The organism is Shewanella sp. 3_MG-2023 (assembly GCF_030548765.1).
In the GTDB taxonomy this organism is placed as follows: Bacteria; Pseudomonadota; Gammaproteobacteria; order Enterobacterales; family Shewanellaceae; genus Shewanella.
This window is the reverse complement of record NZ_JAUOSH010000018.1, coordinates 1-18,574: the sequence shown is the minus strand read 5'-3', so window position 1 is coordinate 18,574 and position 18,574 is coordinate 1. Positions and strand designations below refer to the sequence as shown.

The following is an 18,574-nucleotide window of genomic DNA, read 5'->3' as shown; positions in this document are numbered from 1 at the left end:
ATCATACAAATGCCAAGGTTTTTGACCTTGGTATCTACCCGTCGCTGATTGAGAGAAGATAATGGATGAATCGCTAATTCCTAATATTGTTGATTTTATTGGGCAAATTGACCCGTTTGATCAACTGTCAGGGGACGTTTTAAAAGATGTTGCCAGCTGCATTAGTATTACCTACCTTGGCCGTGGTGAGCAGATCCAATTCAGCGACGGTTCGAATGAAAAATATTTATATATTATTCGTACCGGCTCCATGGAGCAGCGTAAGCCTGACGGGGTGTTGCGTTCAAAAATGGGCCCTGAAGACTTATTCGGTTTTACCTTTTTAGAGCCCCTAAAGAATATCCTCGATGGTTATACCGCGACCGCCATCGAAAACACCTTGCTGTATTTAATTCCTCATTCAAAACTGCTTAAACTGACCGCCCAACATCAACAGTTTAGTGAAAGTATCTCCTCAGCGGCGCAACTGCGCTTACGTTCGGCCTTAAATGTGGTGTGGTCCAATAAAGAGAAAGGCCTATTTTTAAAGAAAGTTTCTGAAGTGGCCAGTGGTCATGCTGCAGTGGTTGATATTGATATGAGCATTCAAGATGTCGCCAAAGAAATGCGTGATACCTGCCGCACCTCAACCGCGGTTATCAAAAAAGACGCTAACATTGTTGGCCTTATTACCGACCGAGATATGACCAAGCGAGTCATTGCAGATGGCCTTGATATTAGTTTGCCTATTCATACGGTAATGACTACGCCTGCTATTACCATTGGCCCTGATGATTTAATTTTAAAAGCGGCATCTTTAATGATGCAGTCGGGTATTCGCAGCTTACCTGTGGTACGTGGCAATGAAGTTTTGGGGTTACTAACCTCGTCGCACTTGGTGCAAAAACATCGGATGCAGGCGATTTTCTTAATTGAGAAAATCAAATACACCGAGACTACAGCAGGGTTGGCAGAGTTAACTTCAGAGCGGCAAGCGATTTTTGAGGCCCTAGTTGATGGCAAGGTAAGCGCCGAAATTATCGGCCAAGTGATGTCGATGATCATGGATGCCTATAATCGCCGCTTAATTCAAATGGCCGAAGAGCAATTTGGCGCACCACCTTGTGATTACAATTGGGTGGTTGCAGGCTCCCACGCCCGCAATGAAATTCATATGCTGTCAGATCAAGATAGCGCCATTATTATGGATGACAGTGCGACAGAAGAAGATAAAGTTTACTTTATTAAGCTTAGTGAATTCGTTAATCAAGGCTTGGATGGTTGCGGCTATCCCACCTGTACCGGTCATTACATGGCATCGAACCCTAAATGGTGTCAGACCTTATCTGTATGGAAACAGTTTTACCGCAAGTGGGTCAGCAATCCCCAATATGGCATGCTGATGAATGTCAGCGTATTTTTAGAGGTGCGAAGCTTACATGGCAATGCTAATTTTTCCGCTGAACTGCAGCAGCACTTACATCAATTAATTGCCCAAGATCATCAGTTTTTGCATTCGCTGGTTACTGATGCCGTTCGAGTGCAGCCACCTTTAGGGATTTTTAATAAATTGGTGGTAGAAAAAAGCGGTAATAACACTAAGGTGCTTAATATTAAAAAGTATGCCTTGAATTTAATTGTCGATTTAGCACGTATTTATGGGTTAGCTGTGGGGTGTTCAGAGTCAGGGACTCGACATCGTTTTGAGTATGCCGTGAATCAAAAGCTACTCCATGAAGATGACTTTAAAGATATTATTGAGGCCTTCTATTTTGTGACTCAAGTGCGTTATAACCATCAACTATCGGCATTGCGTCAGGGGCAAAAACCCAATAATCACATGGAGCCGAGCTCGATCAGCTCATTTGAGCGTAAACATTTAAAAGATGCTTTTAGAATTATCAGTAACCTTCAGGATGCGGCCAAGCTTCGCTTTAGTGGTAATTAAATGATAAAAAAATGGCTAAACCACTTTCACCCACTAACGCGACTCAATAAAGCCAGGCAGGATTATATTGCTGCGCATCCGCAATTACCGGATTTTTTATTGGCGTTATTAACCCAGCCGTTGCCAGAGCTTGGAGCTAAGGTCACTGAACTCACCTATTTATCGCTAGACATTGAAACCAGTGGTTTGGATGCTAAGCAAGATCATATTTTGAGTGTTGGTTACGTTACTATGCGTGGCAAGCGAATTGACTTAGCCAGTGTCGGCCATACCTATATTAAAGGTGTGGTGAGGCCAGAAACCGCGGTGATAAACCACATTATGCCGCAGATGGTTAATCGGGCGCAGAAGTTGGATATTGTGATGGAGCATCTGTTTCGGCAGATGCAGGGTAAGTTACTGTTAGTGCATGGTAAGCAAGTTGAGCAGCAGTTTATTGATCATTATTTGATGAAAAAATATCAGCTACCACCCATGCCACTGTTGTGGCTTGATACCTTAGCGATTGAAAAGTCGATGACCTTGAACAAAGCTAGTCAACAAGATGGTGATTATCGACTGATATCGATACGACAGCGTTACGGTTTACCTGAATACCATGGTCATAGTGCCTCGGTTGATGCAGTGGCTACCGCAGAGCTTTATTTGGCCTTATGCACGAAATTATTTGGCAATCAAACAGGAGAGATTAAGCAGGTCTATCGCCCTTAACGTTGTGGTTTAATCGTGGTTTAGTTAGCTGCAGGCATAAAGCGAAAAATCCCCAATATCCATATTGGGGAAAGAATACCACCGGAGTGGGAGTATGATTTTTTTATTATTATTTGAGCATGGGGATTAGGTTTTCGCTAGTTTCTGCACTAGCTTTTATATCGGATTTAAAATGATGATTTGGTCTTTCTGTTAATCTTTTAATAAGCGCTGCAACTTGCTCATTTGCAGCAACTCATTATATTCACCACAGGTATTAGTTTAGTGCAGCTACCGCTTCACGAACTAAACGGCCAATTTCATCCCATTGCTGATTATCAACTAAATTCGCTGGCACCATCCAAGTTCCACCACAGGCAACCACAGCATCAACAGCTAAGTAGTCATTGATGTTTTTTGGTGAAACGCCACCAGTAGGCATGATTGTTACTGGGTAAACTGCGGTTAATGCTTTTAGCATTGATATGCCGCCAGAAGGCTCTGCTGGGAAAAACTTAACTGTGTCTAAACCCATTTCCATTGCTTGCTCAACTAATGATGGGTTGTTTACACCAGGGATAATCGGCATACCGCGTTGCTGACAGTATTTAACCGTGCTTGGGTTAAAACCTGGGCTAACAATGAAATCCACGCCTGCATCAATAGCCGCATCTACCGTTGCTGAATTTAATACCGTGCCCGCACCAATTAACATATCAGGGTAAGCTGCGCGCATATTCTTAATGGCTTGAGCCGCTGCTGGAGTACGGAAGGTAATTTCCGCACAAGGCATACCATTTTCAACTAAAACTTGGCTGAGTTTCACCGCATCATCGGCATTTTTTATGGCAATGACCGGGATAACTTTTAGCTGTTTTAGTCTTTCGTTTTGCGTGCTCATATTGTTTCCTTTTGAATAATAACTAGCGGTAATTCGCCCAAATGGATTACCTAAAACTGTTGCAGAAAATACTTAGCGCTATGAATCAAAGGCCATTGGTATTGCTGGCATTACGCTGATATCAATGATGGCACCTTTGTGCTGGATCACTTCACTTGCTAATGCATGACCGGTAAGCGCTGACTGTTGTTGGCTTGCGCCCAGTAAACGTTGTGACAAATACCCAGCTGCAAATGAATCGCCCGCTGAGGTGGTATCAACCACAGTTTCTACTAAGGTGGCTGGCACACTAACTTGGCCGTCTTTGGTGACGATGAGGCACTCTTCTGCACCGCGCTTAATGACTACTTCGCTCATGCCTGCACTGAGGCTGCGATCGATACAGGTTGCCAGTTGCGTGTCACCAAACAAGGCTTGTTCGTCTTCAAACGTGAGTAAGCCAATATCGGTTAGGGCCAACATTTTAAGATAGCTTTCTTGGGCCTGTTGATGTGACTGCCACAATCTGGGACGGAAGTTATTATCAAAAATAATCTTGCCGCCATTGTCTTTACACTTTTGCAGGACGTCGAACAGTATTGCTCGGCTTTTAGGGGTTAAAATCGCCAAGCTAATACCTGATAAGTACAACACATCGTATTGACTGATCGTTGTTAGCAGTGTTGCTGAAGCGTGTTCTAACCAGAATTTTGCCGCGGCATCATTACGCCAGTAATGGAAGCTTCGCTCACCTTCGTCATCGACTTCGATAGCGTATAAACCTGGCAGCTTTTCAGACATAATTTGAACGTGCTGGGTATCTATGCCTTCTTGTTGCCAGCTTTTAAGCATGTTTTGGCTGAAGGGGTCTTGACCTAAGGCACTGAAGTAGCTGATGGTCATATTTTTATCTTGAGTTAATCGAGATAAATACACCGCAGTATTCAGGGTGTCACCACCGAAGCTTTGGACAAGTTCGCCATCACGTTGTTGCAGTTCAATCATGCATTCGCCAATGATACCGACCTTTAACATAGACATATCAGCTCCTATTTGGTTTTATAGAAAATCTTGACGAGCAGGATTGAACATATCAATTAAAATGCTGTCTTGCTCTAACGCGACGGCACCATGCATCACCATTTTAGGCGCAATATAAGCATCGCCAGCTTTAAGCACTTTTTTAACACCATCGATTTCAGCTTCAAAGCTGCCTGCAGCCACATAACCAATTTGATCGTGAATGTCGTGAGTATGCGGGTGGCCGATGGCACCTTTATCAAATTTTACAAATACAGCCATTAAATCAGGAGTATAACCAATTATTTTGCGGCTCAAACCATCACCTAGGTCTTCCCAAGCGGTTTTGTCGTCTTCATAAAATGCGTTCATTACAATCTCCTTTTATTGTCGATAGCAGCAAGTAAGCTATATTCATCAGGCCTTAGTGCTTGATTGAACTTTGTGGTATCGACTATTTATCTTGGCTAAAGTTGCCGCTCAATTTGTACGTTAATCGAACGCCACCTTGTTTAGTTTGATCTAAGTGTACTAGTAAAATACTTTTATTTGTAATACAAATCTACCGTAACTGTGATCGGCTTCGTATTTGTTTTATATTATTTTACAGGTCATACATCTATCTGATTGATTTATCGGGTTAAAAATAAATTATGTAATTTATTCATTATTTTAATAAGCACAGTTGATAGTGAAAACTAAAACTAATAGTCAGTGATCCAAGTCTATTATTAGTTTATATATGCTGAAATTTTTGTTTATTTGTATTATTTTAGATTCAGATGAGCACTTTTAGTTTGAGGTTAATATGTCGCAAGCCATTAAAGCGGTACTTTTTGAACAGTCGGAAATCACATCAATCGCCAATGAATTAGGTAAAGATAGCCTAATGGGTAAAAGCTTAACCAAGTTAATTGAAGATACTGACGCGTTTATGGCGTTAGGGGTTGAAGTCCCTGGCCATAGTGAAGCGGGTGGTTATGCACATAATCGTCACAAACAAAACTATCAATATATTAACCAAGCAGGACGTTTGTTTCTGGTAACAGGTGAAGACAAGTACGCTCAGTATACAGCTGACCTGTTACTTGCTTATGCAGATAAGTATTTGAAGCTTGATTACCATGAGCAATTGAACACTAACCCACCGGGTCGTTTGTTTCATCAAATCCTCAATGAACATGTCTTCCTGCTTTATTCTAGCTTAGGTTATAGCTGTATTCGCCATTGGTTATCTGCTGAGCAGCAGCAAACCATTATCGATGGTTTATTCCAGCCAATGTTAGATATGTTTACTGATAAGTATGCATTCGATTTTGACCGCATCCATAACCACGGCATCTGGGCTGTAGCAGCTGTTGCCATGTGTGGTTTAGCCATCGATAAGCCTGAATATGTTGAAATGTCTATTCACGGTCTTAAAGGTGATGACATTGAAGGCGGTTATTTAGCGCAAATCAGTAAGTTGTTTGCTCCTTCTGGTTACTACATGGAAGGTCCTTACTATCATCGTTATGCCATTCGTCCACTATGTTTGTTTGCTGAGGCGATTCACCGTCACCGTCCTGAGCTAGATATCTTTAACTTTAACGGTCAAGTCATTGGTAAAACCGTTAAAGCAATGCTGGCAACAGCTTATCCAAATGGGGTATTCCCTGCATTAAATGATGCTTCACTGACCATGGATATTTGCGATGCGGGTGTGATTGTGGCGCTGAGCTTATACGCGAAACACTATGGTATTGATGATGACATCTTAGGCATGGCGCAGATTCAAGATACAGTGTGGGTTAATGCTTGTGGCCAAGCACTTTCAAGCGCTTTTGATAACAATGATGCTGCTTTAAACCCTTGCTGGGCCAGTGTTGAGCTAAACGAAGGCCCAAATGGTGATCGTGGCGCGCAGGCATTTTTACGTATGCAAAGTAATAAAGGCGATGTGAGCCAGTTAGTGATGAACTACGGTCAACACGGCATGGGCCATGGTCACTTTGATACCTTAGGAGTGAGCTTCTTTAACAATGGCCAAGAAGTATTACGTGAATACGGCTTTGGTCGCTGGGTTAACGTGGAGCCAAAATTTGGTGGTCGTTACTTAGATGAAAACAAATCTTATGCTCGCCAAACTATTGCCCATAATGCGGTAGCGGTAGATCAAAAGTGTCAAAACAACTTTGACGTTAAATTAGCTGATAGCCGCCACGGTGAACCACACTTCTTTAGCGGTGATGATAAAGAAATTCAAGGTGTGAGTGCATTTTGTCGTGACTTCTATGAAGGGGTTGATCAGCAACGTAGCTTGCTCATGATAAACGACGAGCGTTTAGCACAACCCATCTTGGTTGATTTATACCGTTTAACCAGTGAGGTGGCGCATCAATATGACTACGCACTGCATTACGATGGTCAAATCGTGCGGACAAACTTTGATTATCAAACTCACGCCGAGTTATCGACGCTAGGTGATGATTTTGGTTATCAACATCTTTGGAATGTTGGTCAAGGTAAAGCAAAAGACACCACTTTAGTGAGCTGGTTACAAGGTAGCAGCTATTACACTTGGCTTACGGCATCAAGCGAAGAAGACGAAGTTATCTTTACTCGCAGCGGCGCCAATGACCCATCATTTAACTTACGCAGCGAGCCAGGCTTAGTATTACGTCGCAATGCAAAAGATACCTTATTTGCCAACGTACTTGAGACTCATGGTTACTTTAATGAAGCCATTGAAGCCAGTACTGAAGCCCGCGGCCAAATTACCGAGGTTAAGGTTATTGGCACCAATGAGCAGGGATCGGTCATCGAAATTATCGCTAAAGATTACTCAATCATTGTGATGGTCAGTAACCAAGTTGGCGTGACTGACGAGAGCAAAACTAGCGTGACATTTAACAATCAAGATTTCCAATGGCAGGGTTACTTTGCTGTTGAAGTAAGAGGTTAATACCATGAGTTACCAACCATTATTAATGAGCTTTGAAGAAGCTGCTGAGTTACGTACTCATCTAAATACAGACAGCTTAATGGGCCGCTCTATTGCTACTGAAGTGGCAGCTCTAGAAGCTTATCTACCTGTCGGCATTGAAATTCCTGGCCACGGTGAAGCGGGCGGTTATGAGCATAACCGCCACAAGCAAAACTACATCCACCTGGATTTAGCAGGGCGTTTATTCTTGATCACTCAAGATAAGCGCTACCTTGATTACGCTAAAACCATGTTGGTTGAGTACGCTAAGGTGTATACCAGCTTTGAGCTGAACACTAGCCGTGACTCAAACCCACCAGGGCGTATTTTCCATCAGACACTGAATGAAAACATGTGGATGCTGTATGCATCTTGTGCTTATTCGTGTATTCGTCATGAGTTAACCACTGACGAACAACAGTTAATCGAAAACGACTTATTCCGTCCTATGATTGACTTGTTTGTTGATACTTATGCCCACGATTTTGACATCGTCCATAACCATGGCCTTTGGGCTGTGGCGGGTGTGGGTATTTGTGGTTACGCCATTAACGACCAAGCCAGTGTTGATAAAGCACTTTATGGCTTAGCGGGTGACAGCGTATCAGGTGGCTTTATTGCTCAGCTGACGCAACTGTTCTCGCCAGATGGTTACTATATGGAAGGTCCGTATTATCACCGTTTCTCGCTTAGACCGATTTACTTATTTGCTGAGACTATTCAACGTCGTCAGCCTGAAATCGATATCTATAACTTGAAAGATCAAGTGATTAAAACCACCACTTACGCCGTGATGTCTACCGCGTTCCCTAATGGTGTGTTGCCAGCCCTTAATGATTCATCTAAAACCATGGACATTAAAGATGAAGGCGTTTTAATTGCCACTAGCGTGTGCTTTAAGCGTTACTCCCAAGATGACAACCTTAAATCAATGGCTGTGCATCAAGACAAGGTTTGGGTACATGGTTCAGGTGCCGCATTATCTGACGGTGTAGCAAACTCTGAAAAACTCGCAGGCTTTAACTGGGGTAGTTTACAGCTCACTGACGGCCCACAAGGCGAGCGCGGCGGTATTTCAATTTTACGTCATCGTGATGTTAAAGCTGACGATAGCATGGCGCTACTATGGTACGGCCAACACGGCAGTGACCATAAATTGCATTCAGCATTAGATCACGGTCATTTTGATGGTTTACACCTCAGCCTGTTTAATCACGGTCAAGAAGTGACTCACGATTATGGCTTTGGCCGTTGGGTTAACGTTGAGCCAAAATTTGGCGGTCGTTATATTCCTGAAAACAAAAGCTACTGTAAGCAAACTGTTGCTCACAATACAGTTGTGGTTGATGAAACCAGTCAAAACCAAGGTGACACCGCCACTGCTGAAGCACGTTGGGGTGAACCGCACTTCTTTGTGGCAGGTGATAACAACATGCAAGCCATGAGTGCATTTGTACGTGGCTACTACCCAGGGGTTGATCAACAACGCACAGTAGTGATGTTCGAAGTTGCCGGCATTGCTAAGCCAATCGTATTGGATTTATTCCGCTTAACCAGTGACGAGCAGCATACCTATGATTATGTAATGCATCACAGCGGTCAAATTATCCGTACTGATTTTGAGTACCAAACGGCGTCTAAGCTTAAGCCTGTCGGTGAAAAATCAGGTTATCAGCACTTGTGGAACATTGCTTCAGGCAGGGTTGATCAGCAAGGCAGCTTGGTAAGCTGGTTAATGGGCAGCAGCTACTATTCAATGGTGAGCAGCGCAACCCAAGACAGTGAAGTCATTTTTGCCCGTACTGGCGCCAATGATCCTGATTTTAACTTACGCAGCGAGCCGGTAATGCTGTTACGTCAGCAAGGCAAGACGCATTTATTTGCTAACGTCTATGAAACCCATGGCTATTTCAATGAAGCGATTGAAGCGAGCACTGATGCTCGCGGTCAAGTGAGCAAGGTTGAAGTACTCACTCACACAGCTGATGCATCAGCTGTGAAACTGACGCTGGTGTCAGGCCAAGAGGTTAATGTGTTTGTATCAAACAAAGCTGATGTCAATGCAGACAGCCACACAAGCCTTGAAATTGCTGGTAAAACAGTAAGCTGGAAAGGTGAAGTGCATATTGGTTAATGGCCAATAAGGCTGCCTAATAAGCAGTCTTATTTATTACCAATCAAAAAAGCCCGAGCTAACCATGTTAGTCTCGGGCTTTTTGTCTTTAGCGGGCAGTATAAGCAGGCTTGGATAAACTATTTAGTAGACAGCTTAACCAAATTCACCGCTAACATAACCTTGAGTGCGGCTATCTACTGGGTGTTGGAATAAGGTGGCGGTATCCGCGTGTTCAACTAACTCGCCCATCCAGAAGAAGGCGGTTTTATCTGAAATCCGTTTTGCCTGATTCATTGAGTGAGTCACAATTACAATGGTGAACTTTTTACGTAGCTCGTCCATTAACTCTTCAATTTTATGGGTAGCGATAGGATCAAGCGCACTGGTTGGTTCATCCATCAAAATCACTTCAGGTTGCATAGCAATGGCACGGGCAATACACAAACGTTGCTGCTGACCGCCTGATAAACCAAGTGCTGGACTATGAAGGCGTTCTTTCACTTCATCCCATAATGCTGCACCACGTAATGATTCTTCAACCATATCAGCAATGACTTGCTTGTCTTTTTCGCCTTGCGCTTTTAGGCCAAAGGCAACATTGTCATAAATACTCATCGGGAATGGGTTGGGTTTTTGAAATACCATGCCCACGCGCATCCGCAGTTGTTTTACATCAATGTCTGAATATATGTTTTCGCCTTCAAATAACACATCACCATCAATTTTTACCCCTGCCACTAAGTCGTTCATGCGATTTAAGGTGCGCAATAAGGTTGATTTACCACAACCAGATGGACCAATTAACGCCGTGACCTGTTTAGCAGGAATAGGCAATGAAATATTCTTCAGCGCTTGGTTTTCGCCGTAGAAAAGGTTGAGATTATTGACTTCAAGCTTGTTCATTTTTAAATTGCCTTAATGTGAATGTTTATCAAATCGAGCTGCGATAATTTTGGTGGCTAGATTGAGTACTAGCACTAATACAATCAAGATGGTGGCTGTGGCATAGGCCTGATCCCACTCATGTTGAGTAAATAATTCTTGGGTGAGTTTATATAAATGCACGGTTAAGGTGCGGCCAGAATCTAATACTGATTCAGGAATTTGTGTCACCATGCCTGCGGTTAAAAATACCGGTGCCGACTCACCAATAACGCGGCCTGTACTCAAAATAATTGAGGTCACAATACCCGGTAATGCGTTAGGTAAAATGAGGCGCCAAATGGTATAAATCTTTGAACTGCCCAGTGCATAACCCCCTTCACGGTAGCTCATAGGTACCGCCATTAGCGCTTCTTCAGTGGTGCGGATTATCACAGGTAAAATCAGCATTGACAGTGTCAGCGCGCCAGCAAGGATAGAGAACCCAAGGCCGAGTACTGTCACAAAGAAGGTCATACCAAACAGACCGTAAACAATCGATGGAATACCGGCTAATGATTCAATACAAAAACGGATCACTTCAACCAATTTACTGCCAGGTTTGGCGTATTCGGTTAAGTAAATAGCGGTCATAATCCCCAGTGGCGCTGCGATACCCAGTGACAATCCAACCATATAAACGGTTGATACAATCATCGCCCAAATACCTGATGCTTCGCCAATGCGTGTGTAGCTACTGGTAATAAACTCCCAACTGACATGGCTTAAGCCGTTAGATAAAATGTGCCACACGACCCAAAGTAAAAATACGATGGTGAGCGCTGCAGATGCCCAAACGCCTGCCAGTGCAGCCTTGTCTTTAAACACTCGGGATTGCTTGTTTGATACTTGAGTCATTATGCATGCCCTCTTTTACGGTTTAGATAAAGTAGTCCAGCATTTAAACAAACGATAAAGGCCAGTAATACAATGCCTGTAGCGTATAAAGCACTTGAGTGGATGCCGGTTGCATAAGACATTTCCATTGCGATGTTAGCCGTTAATGAACGTGCAGGTTCAAGTAGCGAGCCTGGCATAGCAGGGGCATTACCCATCACCATGATAATGGCCATGGTTTCACCAATGGCGCGGGCGACACCTAAAGCCACACCGGTATAAATTCCGCTTTTAGCTGCAGGAATTAACACATTAAAAATACTGTAAATGTGCGATGCCCCTAAGGCTAAAGCACCTTCTTTGTAAGTCGGGGTGAGTGCTCTTAACGATGTTTCTGAAATCGTAATAACGGTTGGCAAAATCATAATCGCCAACACGATAATCCCCGCTAATAGAGTGTTACCTGCAGGAATATTAAAAATGCTTTCAATAGCTGGCACGATAACAATCAAACCGAAAAAGCCATAAACCACCGACGGAATACCCGCTAATAGCTCAACAGCAGGTCTAACAATGTTGGCGAGCCACTTTGGGGCAATTTCCGCTAAGAAGACTGCGGTTAATATTGCGACGGGTACGCCAATCATTACCGCGCCCATGGTTGAAGCAAGCGAGGCGACAATCATGGCGGCGATACCGTAAAGCGCAGGTGGTAGCCATTCTTTACCAAAAATGAGGTTTAACACTCCCGCTTCTTTAAATGCGGGTAATCCTTCATAGAAAACGAACCAGCCAATAGTGATGACCGATACCACGCCGACCATGGCGCTGAGAAAAAATAACCCGTGAAAGAGTAGTTCTACCCAATCAATTTTCTTGGCAGGAGACAGTGACACCTTTGTCGTCATGTCTATTTTGCTAGCCGTTTCCATGTTACAACCTCTATATAAACAAAAAGCAGCATAAGAAGGTCTAGGCCTTCTTATGCCATGCATTCAATCAGTAATTACTGAACGCGGATGTAGCCTTCTTCTGCAACGATACCTTGACCGTCTGCAGACATAATGAATTCAATAAATGATTTTGCTGTTGCTGGTGCGTCTTCATTTATTAACGCAATGAAAGGGCGGGCAATTTGATAGTCGCCAGCGGCAATGTTGCTATCGGTAGCTGCAACACCATTGACTGATAATGCGTTGAGTGAATCATCAACACTACCTAGTGAAATATAACCAATAGCGTATGGGTTGTTAGCAACGATGGTTTTAATCATGCCGTTACCGTTACCGACTTGAGCGGAAGGAGTAATAGCAGTTACTGTGTGGCCATTAACTTTACGTTGTAGCTGCATGATTTCTTCAAATGCGCCACGAGTACCTGAACCATTTTCGCGAGTAACAACAACGATTGGACGTGCTTCGCCGCCAACTTCGCTCCAGTTTTTGATTTCGCCACGGTAGATTTTAGAAATTTGTTCTTGAGTCAGGTCTTTAACTGGGTTTGCTTTATTTACTGCAGTAGCAATACCATCACGAGCGATAACGATTTCTTTTGTTTTTGGCGTTAATTCATTTGGTTTGATATTACGAGATGACATACCAATCATACTGGTGCCATCTTTAGCGGCGCGAATACCTGCTGATGAGCCGGTGCCCTGTACTTCAACATTTTTGTTTGTCGTATTTTGATAATTTTCTGCCAGCACTTCCATAACGTGGGCAACAGAGGTTGAACCAGACACTGTAACTGTACCAGCTTGAACAAGAGGTGCTGCCATTAAACCAACAGCTGTTAGTAAACCAATCACTTTTTTCATCACAAGTTCCACTTAATATAGGTAGTTCGTTTAATCCATTTGGATATCAACATTAGGGCGCTTCTCTTTTAAGGTTCGATTTGAAGCGAGTGCATTAAGACAGATCAATATGACAGTTAAGTTACAGTCAAAAGCGAGCAAATTAATTTGGATTAATTGTGGTTAGGTTGTTGTTTTGTTGGTGTTAATTGGTTGTTACCGGTAACGGGTGGTCGAGTGAGGCATTTTGGAAGTTGGCTTTTAATTTCTTAAATTTGCAGGCTTTATGTGGATATAGTTGTAGTGGGTGCTTGGGTGCGTTCGGCGCTTGTCAGCTAGTTGTTTTGCTGTGTTAAGTTAATTGTGAATTAAGTTTATTTTAACCTTGTGTCGATATTTGGGTTTTTCTTTATGCAGTGGTTATTAACATTTGGGCTAATATGAAAGTTTTATGACAATCAATTAAGGCGCTAAAATAATATACAATTAGTAAGCTAAACCGCCGTTTGAGTGGGGTTAAGTCATCGCAATGTACACTGCAACATCGTCTTTTTACCTTTTCATTGCCAAGTTTACGAGCAACTAAGATATGCACACCGCATGCAACGCCCACTCTAACAGCAGAGTGCATCGACATTATTCACACTATATAAGGTAAATGTATGACAACAGAAATGGTCATGATTGGCATCTCAGTACTCATTGTTATTGGCATTTTATTGCACCATCCATCTCGCACCTTAGGCATACCTTCGTTGCTGATATTTATGGGGGTCGGTTTATCCTTGGGTAATGGTGAGTTTAATTTCGTGTATGACAATCTCGACCAAACTGCATGGATAGGGGGGTTGGCACTTAATGTGATTGTATTTGTCGGTGGCTTAAATACCTCCACCGATAAAATTAAAGTGGCCTATAAAGAAGGCGGAGTATTAGCGTCATTTGGGGTGATATTTACCACGCTCATCTTTGCGGCAATTCTTTATGGACTGCTGGATTTTAATCTAATCACCTGCTTGTTATTTGCCGCTATCGTATCTTCAACTGATGCGGCGGCAGTATTTTCAATTTTAGAGTCTAAAAAGCTTAAGTTAAAAGAGCAAACCGATACTGTGCTGGAGTTCGAGTCAGCCACCAATGACCCTGTGGCAATGCTAATGGTGATTGTATTAACCGATATGACACTGGCTTCTCATCAAGCGGTTGCTATTTCAACCTTATCACTGCACCTAGCGAGCCAGATTTTGGTTGCCATTGTGGTGGGCTTCTTAATTGGTAAATTAGCAGTATTACTGCTTAATCGAATTAGTTTGGCTGAATTCGGGCTTATTCCGGTATTTGTGTTAGCGAGCTTTATTATTGCTACTTATAGCGCCGAGATGCTTGGCGGTAATATTTTACTGGCGTCTTATATTGCTGGTGTGGTGATAGGTAATGGCATTAAGCGCGGCCAACTGGTTAATTTACACTTTTTTAATAGTTTATCTTGGTTGGCGCAGGCGTTGATGTTTATCGTGCTCGGACTGCAGATATTCCCGCAGACATTAATGAACGTCTTTTGGATTTCTATTATTCCGGGGCTATTACTTATCTTGGTCGCGAGACCGTTAGCGGTGCAGTTATGTTACTTGCCGTTTGTGAAGGCCAGCTGGAAAAAGCGTTTATTTATTTCAATAATAGGCCTAAAAGGGGCAACTCCGATTGTGTTTGCCTTAATACCTGCAGCGGCAGGCGTACCAGGTGCGATAGAAATCGTCCACATGGTATTCTTTTTTGTATTGATGTCTGTGTTTATTCAGGGCGGCGCTATTGCACCCTTGGCCAATAAACTTGGGTTAGAGCAAAAAGAGCAGCATAAAGCAGAGTGATCGATCAGATCATTTGATACTGTAATTGGCTAAGCCATTATAAATGGGGGTTAAGCTGCGCTGAGTTGTTGCAAGGTATCTTCAGCTTTAGCTTGCTCAATGCGTTTCCAGACTTTCTCATGAAAATAGAATACTACGGTATTTACAGCAGGTTCTAATAGTGCGATAGCGCCGCCGATAACAATACTGCCTGTTAATAGATAAGTGACAGTAAAAGCGACACAGAAATGTAAGATGGCGAAAGTGATTGTTTTTTTCATGATAAATGACCTGTTTTATTAACCTGATGCAAATGATAATTGTTATCATCTAGGTTGTAAAGGTCAGTTTATCGATAGGCGTTATTTGATTTTTCAATTAAGCCGACCGAGAAATGGTCGGCTTAATTTGCTGCTATTACTATGAGTGGCTGACATCTTCTAAGTTAACGATAGTAAGCAAGAGTAAGTATTAGTAATGCCAAGGGAACTTAGAAAAGTCTTGGTCGCGCTTTTCTAAAAATGCATCACGGCCTTCTTGCGCTTCGTCTGTGCCATAAGCTAAACGAGTGGCTTCACCAGCAAATAATTGCTGCCCAACCAAACCATCATCTGGCAAGTTAAAGCCATATTTGAGCATACGCATCGCGGTTGGGGATTTACTGTTGATTTCTTTCGCCCAGCTTAATGCTTCAGTTTCAAGTTCAGCATGGGGGATAGAGCGGTTAACCATGCCCATATCAAACGCTTCATCAGCGGTATAATTAAAGCCAAGGAAGAAAATCTCACGAGCACGTTTTTGGCCGATCATTTTCGCTAAATAAGCACTACCATAGCCTGAGTCAAAACTGCCTACATCAGGATCCGTTTGCTTAAATACCGCATGTTCTTTAGAAGCTAAGGTGAGGTCGCACACAACATGTAAGCTATGGCCGCCGCCAACAGCCCAGCCAGGTACTACAGCAATAACCACTTTAGGCATAAAGCGGATAAGGCGTTGTACTTCTAATATGTGCAAGCGGCCCATGCGTGCCACATCAGGTTTACCTTCTTCTGCGCCTTCATATTTATAGCCATCTTTACCTCGGATACGCTGATCGCCACCGGCGCAAAAAGAGTGCTGACCTTTTGCTGATGGGCCGTTACCTGTAATTAATACACAGCCGACATCAGACCATTGGCGGGCATGATCTAACGCAGTGTAGAGTTCATCAACGGTTTTTGGGCGGAATGAATTAAGACAGTCGGGGCGGTTAATCGCGATACGCACCGTACCTTGATCTTTTGCGCGATGATAAGTGATGTCTTCAAAATCGAAGTCAGTTACAGTGTCCCAAAGTGTTGGGTCGAATATGTCGGAAACCTGCTGAGTCATTTTTTGCTAGCCTTTTTCAATAGATTATCCAAAGGCTAGGCTGAAATAATTCTCAGGTCAATTGACATAGGGCAGGAAAGCCAAAAATTATATTTTATCGCAGATAAATTGCAGGTTTTGTTTACTAATAGCAGGATGTGTCAGCCCAAAACCGCAATACTCATCTTTAAATGCACTCACAGACTCATTGTCAGTAAACACGCTTTTCAGTTCAGTGAGTTCTTTAGCTGTCAGTCTTTCAATCACCTCACTGGGAATGGTGGGGATGATATCTTCCTTTCTGGTGATCTTAGTGCCCGTCATTGATTTTAGTTTTTTTTCTGTATCGTTGAATACCGACTCAACTGCAGCAATAGGTTCATCTAATTTGTCGGTTTCGGTGGCAAAGTAGTAAATAACGCCGCCAATCAGTGCTATAAGGATCCAGCCTCTCATCTTTTAGTCCAATTAAAGTGAATAAGTTTAAACAATGCGAGTATAATACACTCAATTAACACTCTATAAACGAGTGCGTAGCAGTTACAGGCTATTTTTATCTAAATTAATAACGTTTTCTGTAACCTAAACAGAATTTGCCCCTTTTTTGAGTAGTAAGGCATCAAGATGACACAAGAATCTCAAACTAAAGATTACGCTAAGCAAGCCCGGATCAAGATTCATCAACCCGACGCCAGTAAAGCGGATCGCTTTAATCCGAGTAACAGTATCTATGTCCGTGCTGTCACAGGACTGTGGACCACGGTAAGACGCCGTATTGGCTGGGCGACTTTATCTTTCTTTCTTATCCTGCCTTGGTTGCCTTGGGGTGATAGACAAGCCGTGTGGTTTAATTTGGGTGAACAGAAGTTCCACATCTTTAATCTCACTATTTGGCCGCAAGATTTAACCCTATTGGCAGCACTCTTTACTATTGCCGCATTTGGACTGTTTTTTGTTACCACCTATCTCGGGCGAGTTTGGTGTGGCTACACTTGTCCGCAAACCGTGTGGACATTTATCTTTATCTGGTTAGAAGAGAAGTTTGAAGGTGCGCGAAATAAACGTATCAAGCTAGATCAGATGCCCTGGAGCTTTAATAAGCTATGGCGTAAAACAGCCAAACACACTTCTTGGTTACTCATATCATTACTTACAGCGATGACCTTTGTGTCGTACTTTGTGCCAAGCCGTGAAGTCTATATTGATGTATTTACCCTTAATGCCGATATTGGCATTTATTTCTGGGTAGTATTTTTTACCTTAGCAACCTACGGTAATGCTGGCTGGATGCGTGAGATCATGTGTATTCATATGTGCCCTTATGCGCGCTTCCAAGCAGCCATGTTTGATAAGAACACTTATATAGTCGGTTATGACGCAAAACGTGGTGAAACCCGTGGCCCACGTTCACGCAAAGCAGACCCTAAAGAAATGGGCTTAGGTGATTGTATTGACTGTGACCTATGTGTCCAAGTTTGCCCTACCGGTATTGATATTCGTAATGGGCTGCAATATGAGTGTATTAACTGCGGCGCCTGTATTGATGCCTGCGATACCACAATGGAGCGAATGGGTTATGACAAGGGACTTATCAGCTACACCACCGAAAATAAATTAGAAAACGTTAAAGAAAGCATCATAAGACCGAAATTGGTGGGTTATGGTGTGGCGTTAACAGTCATGATCTTAGTGTTTATCTATGCCAGCGCCACAATTGCCCCTGTGCGAATGGATGTTATCCGAGACCGAAATGCTTTATATAGAATAACCAACGATGGCTTAGTGCAGAACACCTATACCTTAAAGCTACTTAATAAAACTGAGCAAGCACAGCAATATGCACTTTCGATGGATGGTATTGAAGGATATGAATGGAGCGGTCCACAAACCGTATCAGTGCAAGCGGGTGAAGTGCTCACCTTACCTATTAGTATTGCTGTCGATCCAGGGGTGTTAGAGCGAACCGTGACTAAAATTAACTTAATCGTAGCCGCGACCATTGATGATAAGGCCGTTGTCATCAAACAAGAATCAAGATTCTTTGGTGAGTAAAGCCTGATATAGCGTCTTAAAAGGGACGGTTAGTCCCTTTTTTGTGCGTTTCGTTTGAAATAGCAACGAACAAGCCATTTTCTATCGTTTTCTTCATAAAAGCCCTTGCGCTAAATCTTAACTTGCCTATAATGCGCATCCACTGACACGGCGACAGGCCAATAGCCTCAA

The 18,574-nt window shown here is 42.9% G+C and carries 16 protein-coding genes; 6 read left to right on the top strand and 10 right to left on the bottom strand.

The annotated features are described in order from the left end of the window. The first annotated feature begins 61 nt into the window (after positions 1-61). Both Q4591_RS11560 and Q4591_RS11555 read left to right on the top strand, forming a co-directional pair. Positions 62-1,927, top strand: coding sequence for a DUF294 nucleotidyltransferase-like domain-containing protein (locus Q4591_RS11560; protein WP_102475846.1), 1,866 nt, complete (start codon positions 62-64; stop codon positions 1,925-1,927). Beyond that, entirely contained in the window at positions 1,928-2,638 is a 711-nt protein-coding gene (locus tag Q4591_RS11555; RefSeq protein WP_102437249.1) for a 3'-5' exonuclease, read from the top strand. A 256-nt stretch (positions 2,639-2,894) separates the two neighbouring features. Here Q4591_RS11555 and Q4591_RS11550 read toward each other — a convergent pair whose 3' ends face one another. The 3 genes from Q4591_RS11550 to Q4591_RS11540 form a co-directional block, all read right to left on the bottom strand. Continuing rightward, positions 2,895-3,518, bottom strand: coding sequence for a bifunctional 4-hydroxy-2-oxoglutarate aldolase/2-dehydro-3-deoxy-phosphogluconate aldolase (locus Q4591_RS11550; protein WP_303461137.1), 624 nt, complete (start codon positions 3,516-3,518; stop codon positions 2,895-2,897). Between the two features lie 78 nt (positions 3,519-3,596). Next, on the bottom strand, positions 3,597-4,538 hold the full coding sequence (locus tag Q4591_RS11545) for a sugar kinase (RefSeq protein ID WP_102437245.1): 942 nt from the start codon (positions 4,536-4,538) through the stop codon (positions 3,597-3,599). Between the two features lie 18 nt (positions 4,539-4,556). After that, positions 4,557-4,889: a cupin domain-containing protein gene (locus tag Q4591_RS11540; protein WP_102437243.1), complete on the bottom strand. Its 333-nt coding sequence runs from the start codon at positions 4,887-4,889 to the stop codon at positions 4,557-4,559. Between the two features lie 436 nt (positions 4,890-5,325). Here Q4591_RS11540 and Q4591_RS11535 point away from each other — a divergent pair, with 436 nt between their 5' ends. Both Q4591_RS11535 and Q4591_RS11530 read left to right on the top strand, forming a co-directional pair. Continuing rightward, positions 5,326-7,461 carry a heparinase II/III family protein gene (locus Q4591_RS11535; RefSeq protein ID WP_102475844.1) on the top strand — a complete coding sequence of 712 codons (2,136 nt, stop codon included), beginning with the start codon at positions 5,326-5,328 and terminating at the stop codon, positions 7,459-7,461. Between the two features lie 4 nt (positions 7,462-7,465). Continuing rightward, entirely contained in the window at positions 7,466-9,616 is a 2,151-nt protein-coding gene (locus Q4591_RS11530) for a heparinase II/III family protein (RefSeq protein WP_303461134.1), read from the top strand. Between the two features lie 135 nt (positions 9,617-9,751). Here Q4591_RS11530 and pstB read toward each other — a convergent pair whose 3' ends face one another. The 4 genes from pstB to Q4591_RS11510 form a co-directional block, all read right to left on the bottom strand. Further along, a complete protein-coding gene (gene pstB, locus Q4591_RS11525) occupies positions 9,752-10,501 on the bottom strand; it encodes a phosphate ABC transporter ATP-binding protein PstB (protein WP_102475842.1) in 750 nt (249 codons plus the stop codon). Positions 10,502-10,513: 12 nt separating this feature from the next. Next, positions 10,514-11,377, bottom strand: coding sequence for a phosphate ABC transporter permease PstA (gene pstA / locus Q4591_RS11520; protein ID WP_076541860.1), 864 nt, complete (start codon positions 11,375-11,377; stop codon positions 10,514-10,516). Next, entirely contained in the window at positions 11,377-12,288 is a 912-nt protein-coding gene (pstC, locus tag Q4591_RS11515; protein ID WP_076541861.1) for a phosphate ABC transporter permease subunit PstC, read from the bottom strand. Before pstC ends, pstA begins: the two co-directional genes overlap by 1 nt. Positions 12,289-12,362: 74 nt before the next feature. Next, entirely contained in the window at positions 12,363-13,172 is an 810-nt protein-coding gene (locus Q4591_RS11510) for a phosphate ABC transporter substrate-binding protein (RefSeq protein WP_303461131.1), read from the bottom strand. A gap of 641 nt (positions 13,173-13,813) precedes the next feature. On the opposite strand from Q4591_RS11510, the gene Q4591_RS11505 reads away from it, so the two are divergent. Then, a complete protein-coding gene (locus tag Q4591_RS11505) occupies positions 13,814-15,019 on the top strand; it encodes a potassium/proton antiporter (RefSeq protein WP_303461129.1) in 1,206 nt (401 codons plus the stop codon). Positions 15,020-15,069: 50 nt separating this feature from the next. Here Q4591_RS11505 and Q4591_RS11500 read toward each other — a convergent pair whose 3' ends face one another. The 3 genes from Q4591_RS11500 to Q4591_RS11490 form a co-directional block, all read right to left on the bottom strand. Then, a complete protein-coding gene (locus Q4591_RS11500) occupies positions 15,070-15,279 on the bottom strand; it encodes a DUF2061 domain-containing protein (protein ID WP_102439900.1) in 210 nt (69 codons plus the stop codon). A gap of 190 nt (positions 15,280-15,469) precedes the next feature. Then, positions 15,470-16,372, bottom strand: coding sequence for a 1,4-dihydroxy-2-naphthoyl-CoA synthase (locus Q4591_RS11495; protein WP_102520252.1), 903 nt, complete (start codon positions 16,370-16,372; stop codon positions 15,470-15,472). 87 nt (positions 16,373-16,459) lie between these two features. Continuing rightward, a complete protein-coding gene (locus tag Q4591_RS11490) occupies positions 16,460-16,807 on the bottom strand; it encodes a hypothetical protein (RefSeq protein ID WP_102475837.1) in 348 nt (115 codons plus the stop codon). A 168-nt stretch (positions 16,808-16,975) separates the two neighbouring features. On the opposite strand from Q4591_RS11490, the gene ccoG reads away from it, so the two are divergent. Continuing rightward, positions 16,976-18,403, top strand: coding sequence for a cytochrome c oxidase accessory protein CcoG (ccoG, locus tag Q4591_RS11485; protein WP_303461127.1), 1,428 nt, complete (start codon positions 16,976-16,978; stop codon positions 18,401-18,403). Positions 18,404-18,574 lie beyond the last annotated feature (171 nt).

Bases quoted from the DNA above. Each gene is read 5' to 3' on its own strand.
- Q4591_RS11495 (WP_102520252.1), bottom strand. From the start codon at position 16,372: ATGACTCAGCAGGTTTCCGACATATTCGACCCAACACTTTGGGACACT.
- Q4591_RS11505 (WP_303461129.1), top strand. From the start codon at position 13,814: ATGACAACAGAAATGGTCATGATTGGCATCTCAGTACTCATTGTTATT.
- Q4591_RS11545 (WP_102437245.1), bottom strand. From the start codon at position 4,538: ATGTCTATGTTAAAGGTCGGTATCATTGGCGAATGCATGATTGAACTG.
- Q4591_RS11500 (WP_102439900.1), bottom strand. From the start codon at position 15,279: ATGAAAAAAACAATCACTTTCGCCATCTTACATTTCTGTGTCGCTTTT.
- pstB (WP_102475842.1), bottom strand. From the start codon at position 10,501: ATGAACAAGCTTGAAGTCAATAATCTCAACCTTTTCTACGGCGAAAAC.
- Q4591_RS11490 (WP_102475837.1), bottom strand. From the start codon at position 16,807: ATGAGAGGCTGGATCCTTATAGCACTGATTGGCGGCGTTATTTACTAC.
- Q4591_RS11555 (WP_102437249.1), top strand. From the start codon at position 1,928: ATGATAAAAAAATGGCTAAACCACTTTCACCCACTAACGCGACTCAAT.
- Q4591_RS11510 (WP_303461131.1), bottom strand. From the start codon at position 13,172: ATGAAAAAAGTGATTGGTTTACTAACAGCTGTTGGTTTAATGGCAGCA.
- Q4591_RS11540 (WP_102437243.1), bottom strand. From the start codon at position 4,889: ATGAACGCATTTTATGAAGACGACAAAACCGCTTGGGAAGACCTAGGT.
- pstC (WP_076541861.1), bottom strand. From the start codon at position 12,288: ATGGAAACGGCTAGCAAAATAGACATGACGACAAAGGTGTCACTGTCT.
- pstA (WP_076541860.1), bottom strand. From the start codon at position 11,377: ATGACTCAAGTATCAAACAAGCAATCCCGAGTGTTTAAAGACAAGGCT.
- Q4591_RS11530 (WP_303461134.1), top strand. From the start codon at position 7,466: ATGAGTTACCAACCATTATTAATGAGCTTTGAAGAAGCTGCTGAGTTA.
- Q4591_RS11550 (WP_303461137.1), bottom strand. From the start codon at position 3,518: ATGAGCACGCAAAACGAAAGACTAAAACAGCTAAAAGTTATCCCGGTC.
- Q4591_RS11560 (WP_102475846.1), top strand. From the start codon at position 62: ATGGATGAATCGCTAATTCCTAATATTGTTGATTTTATTGGGCAAATT.
- ccoG (WP_303461127.1), top strand. From the start codon at position 16,976: ATGACACAAGAATCTCAAACTAAAGATTACGCTAAGCAAGCCCGGATC.
- Q4591_RS11535 (WP_102475844.1), top strand. From the start codon at position 5,326: ATGTCGCAAGCCATTAAAGCGGTACTTTTTGAACAGTCGGAAATCACA.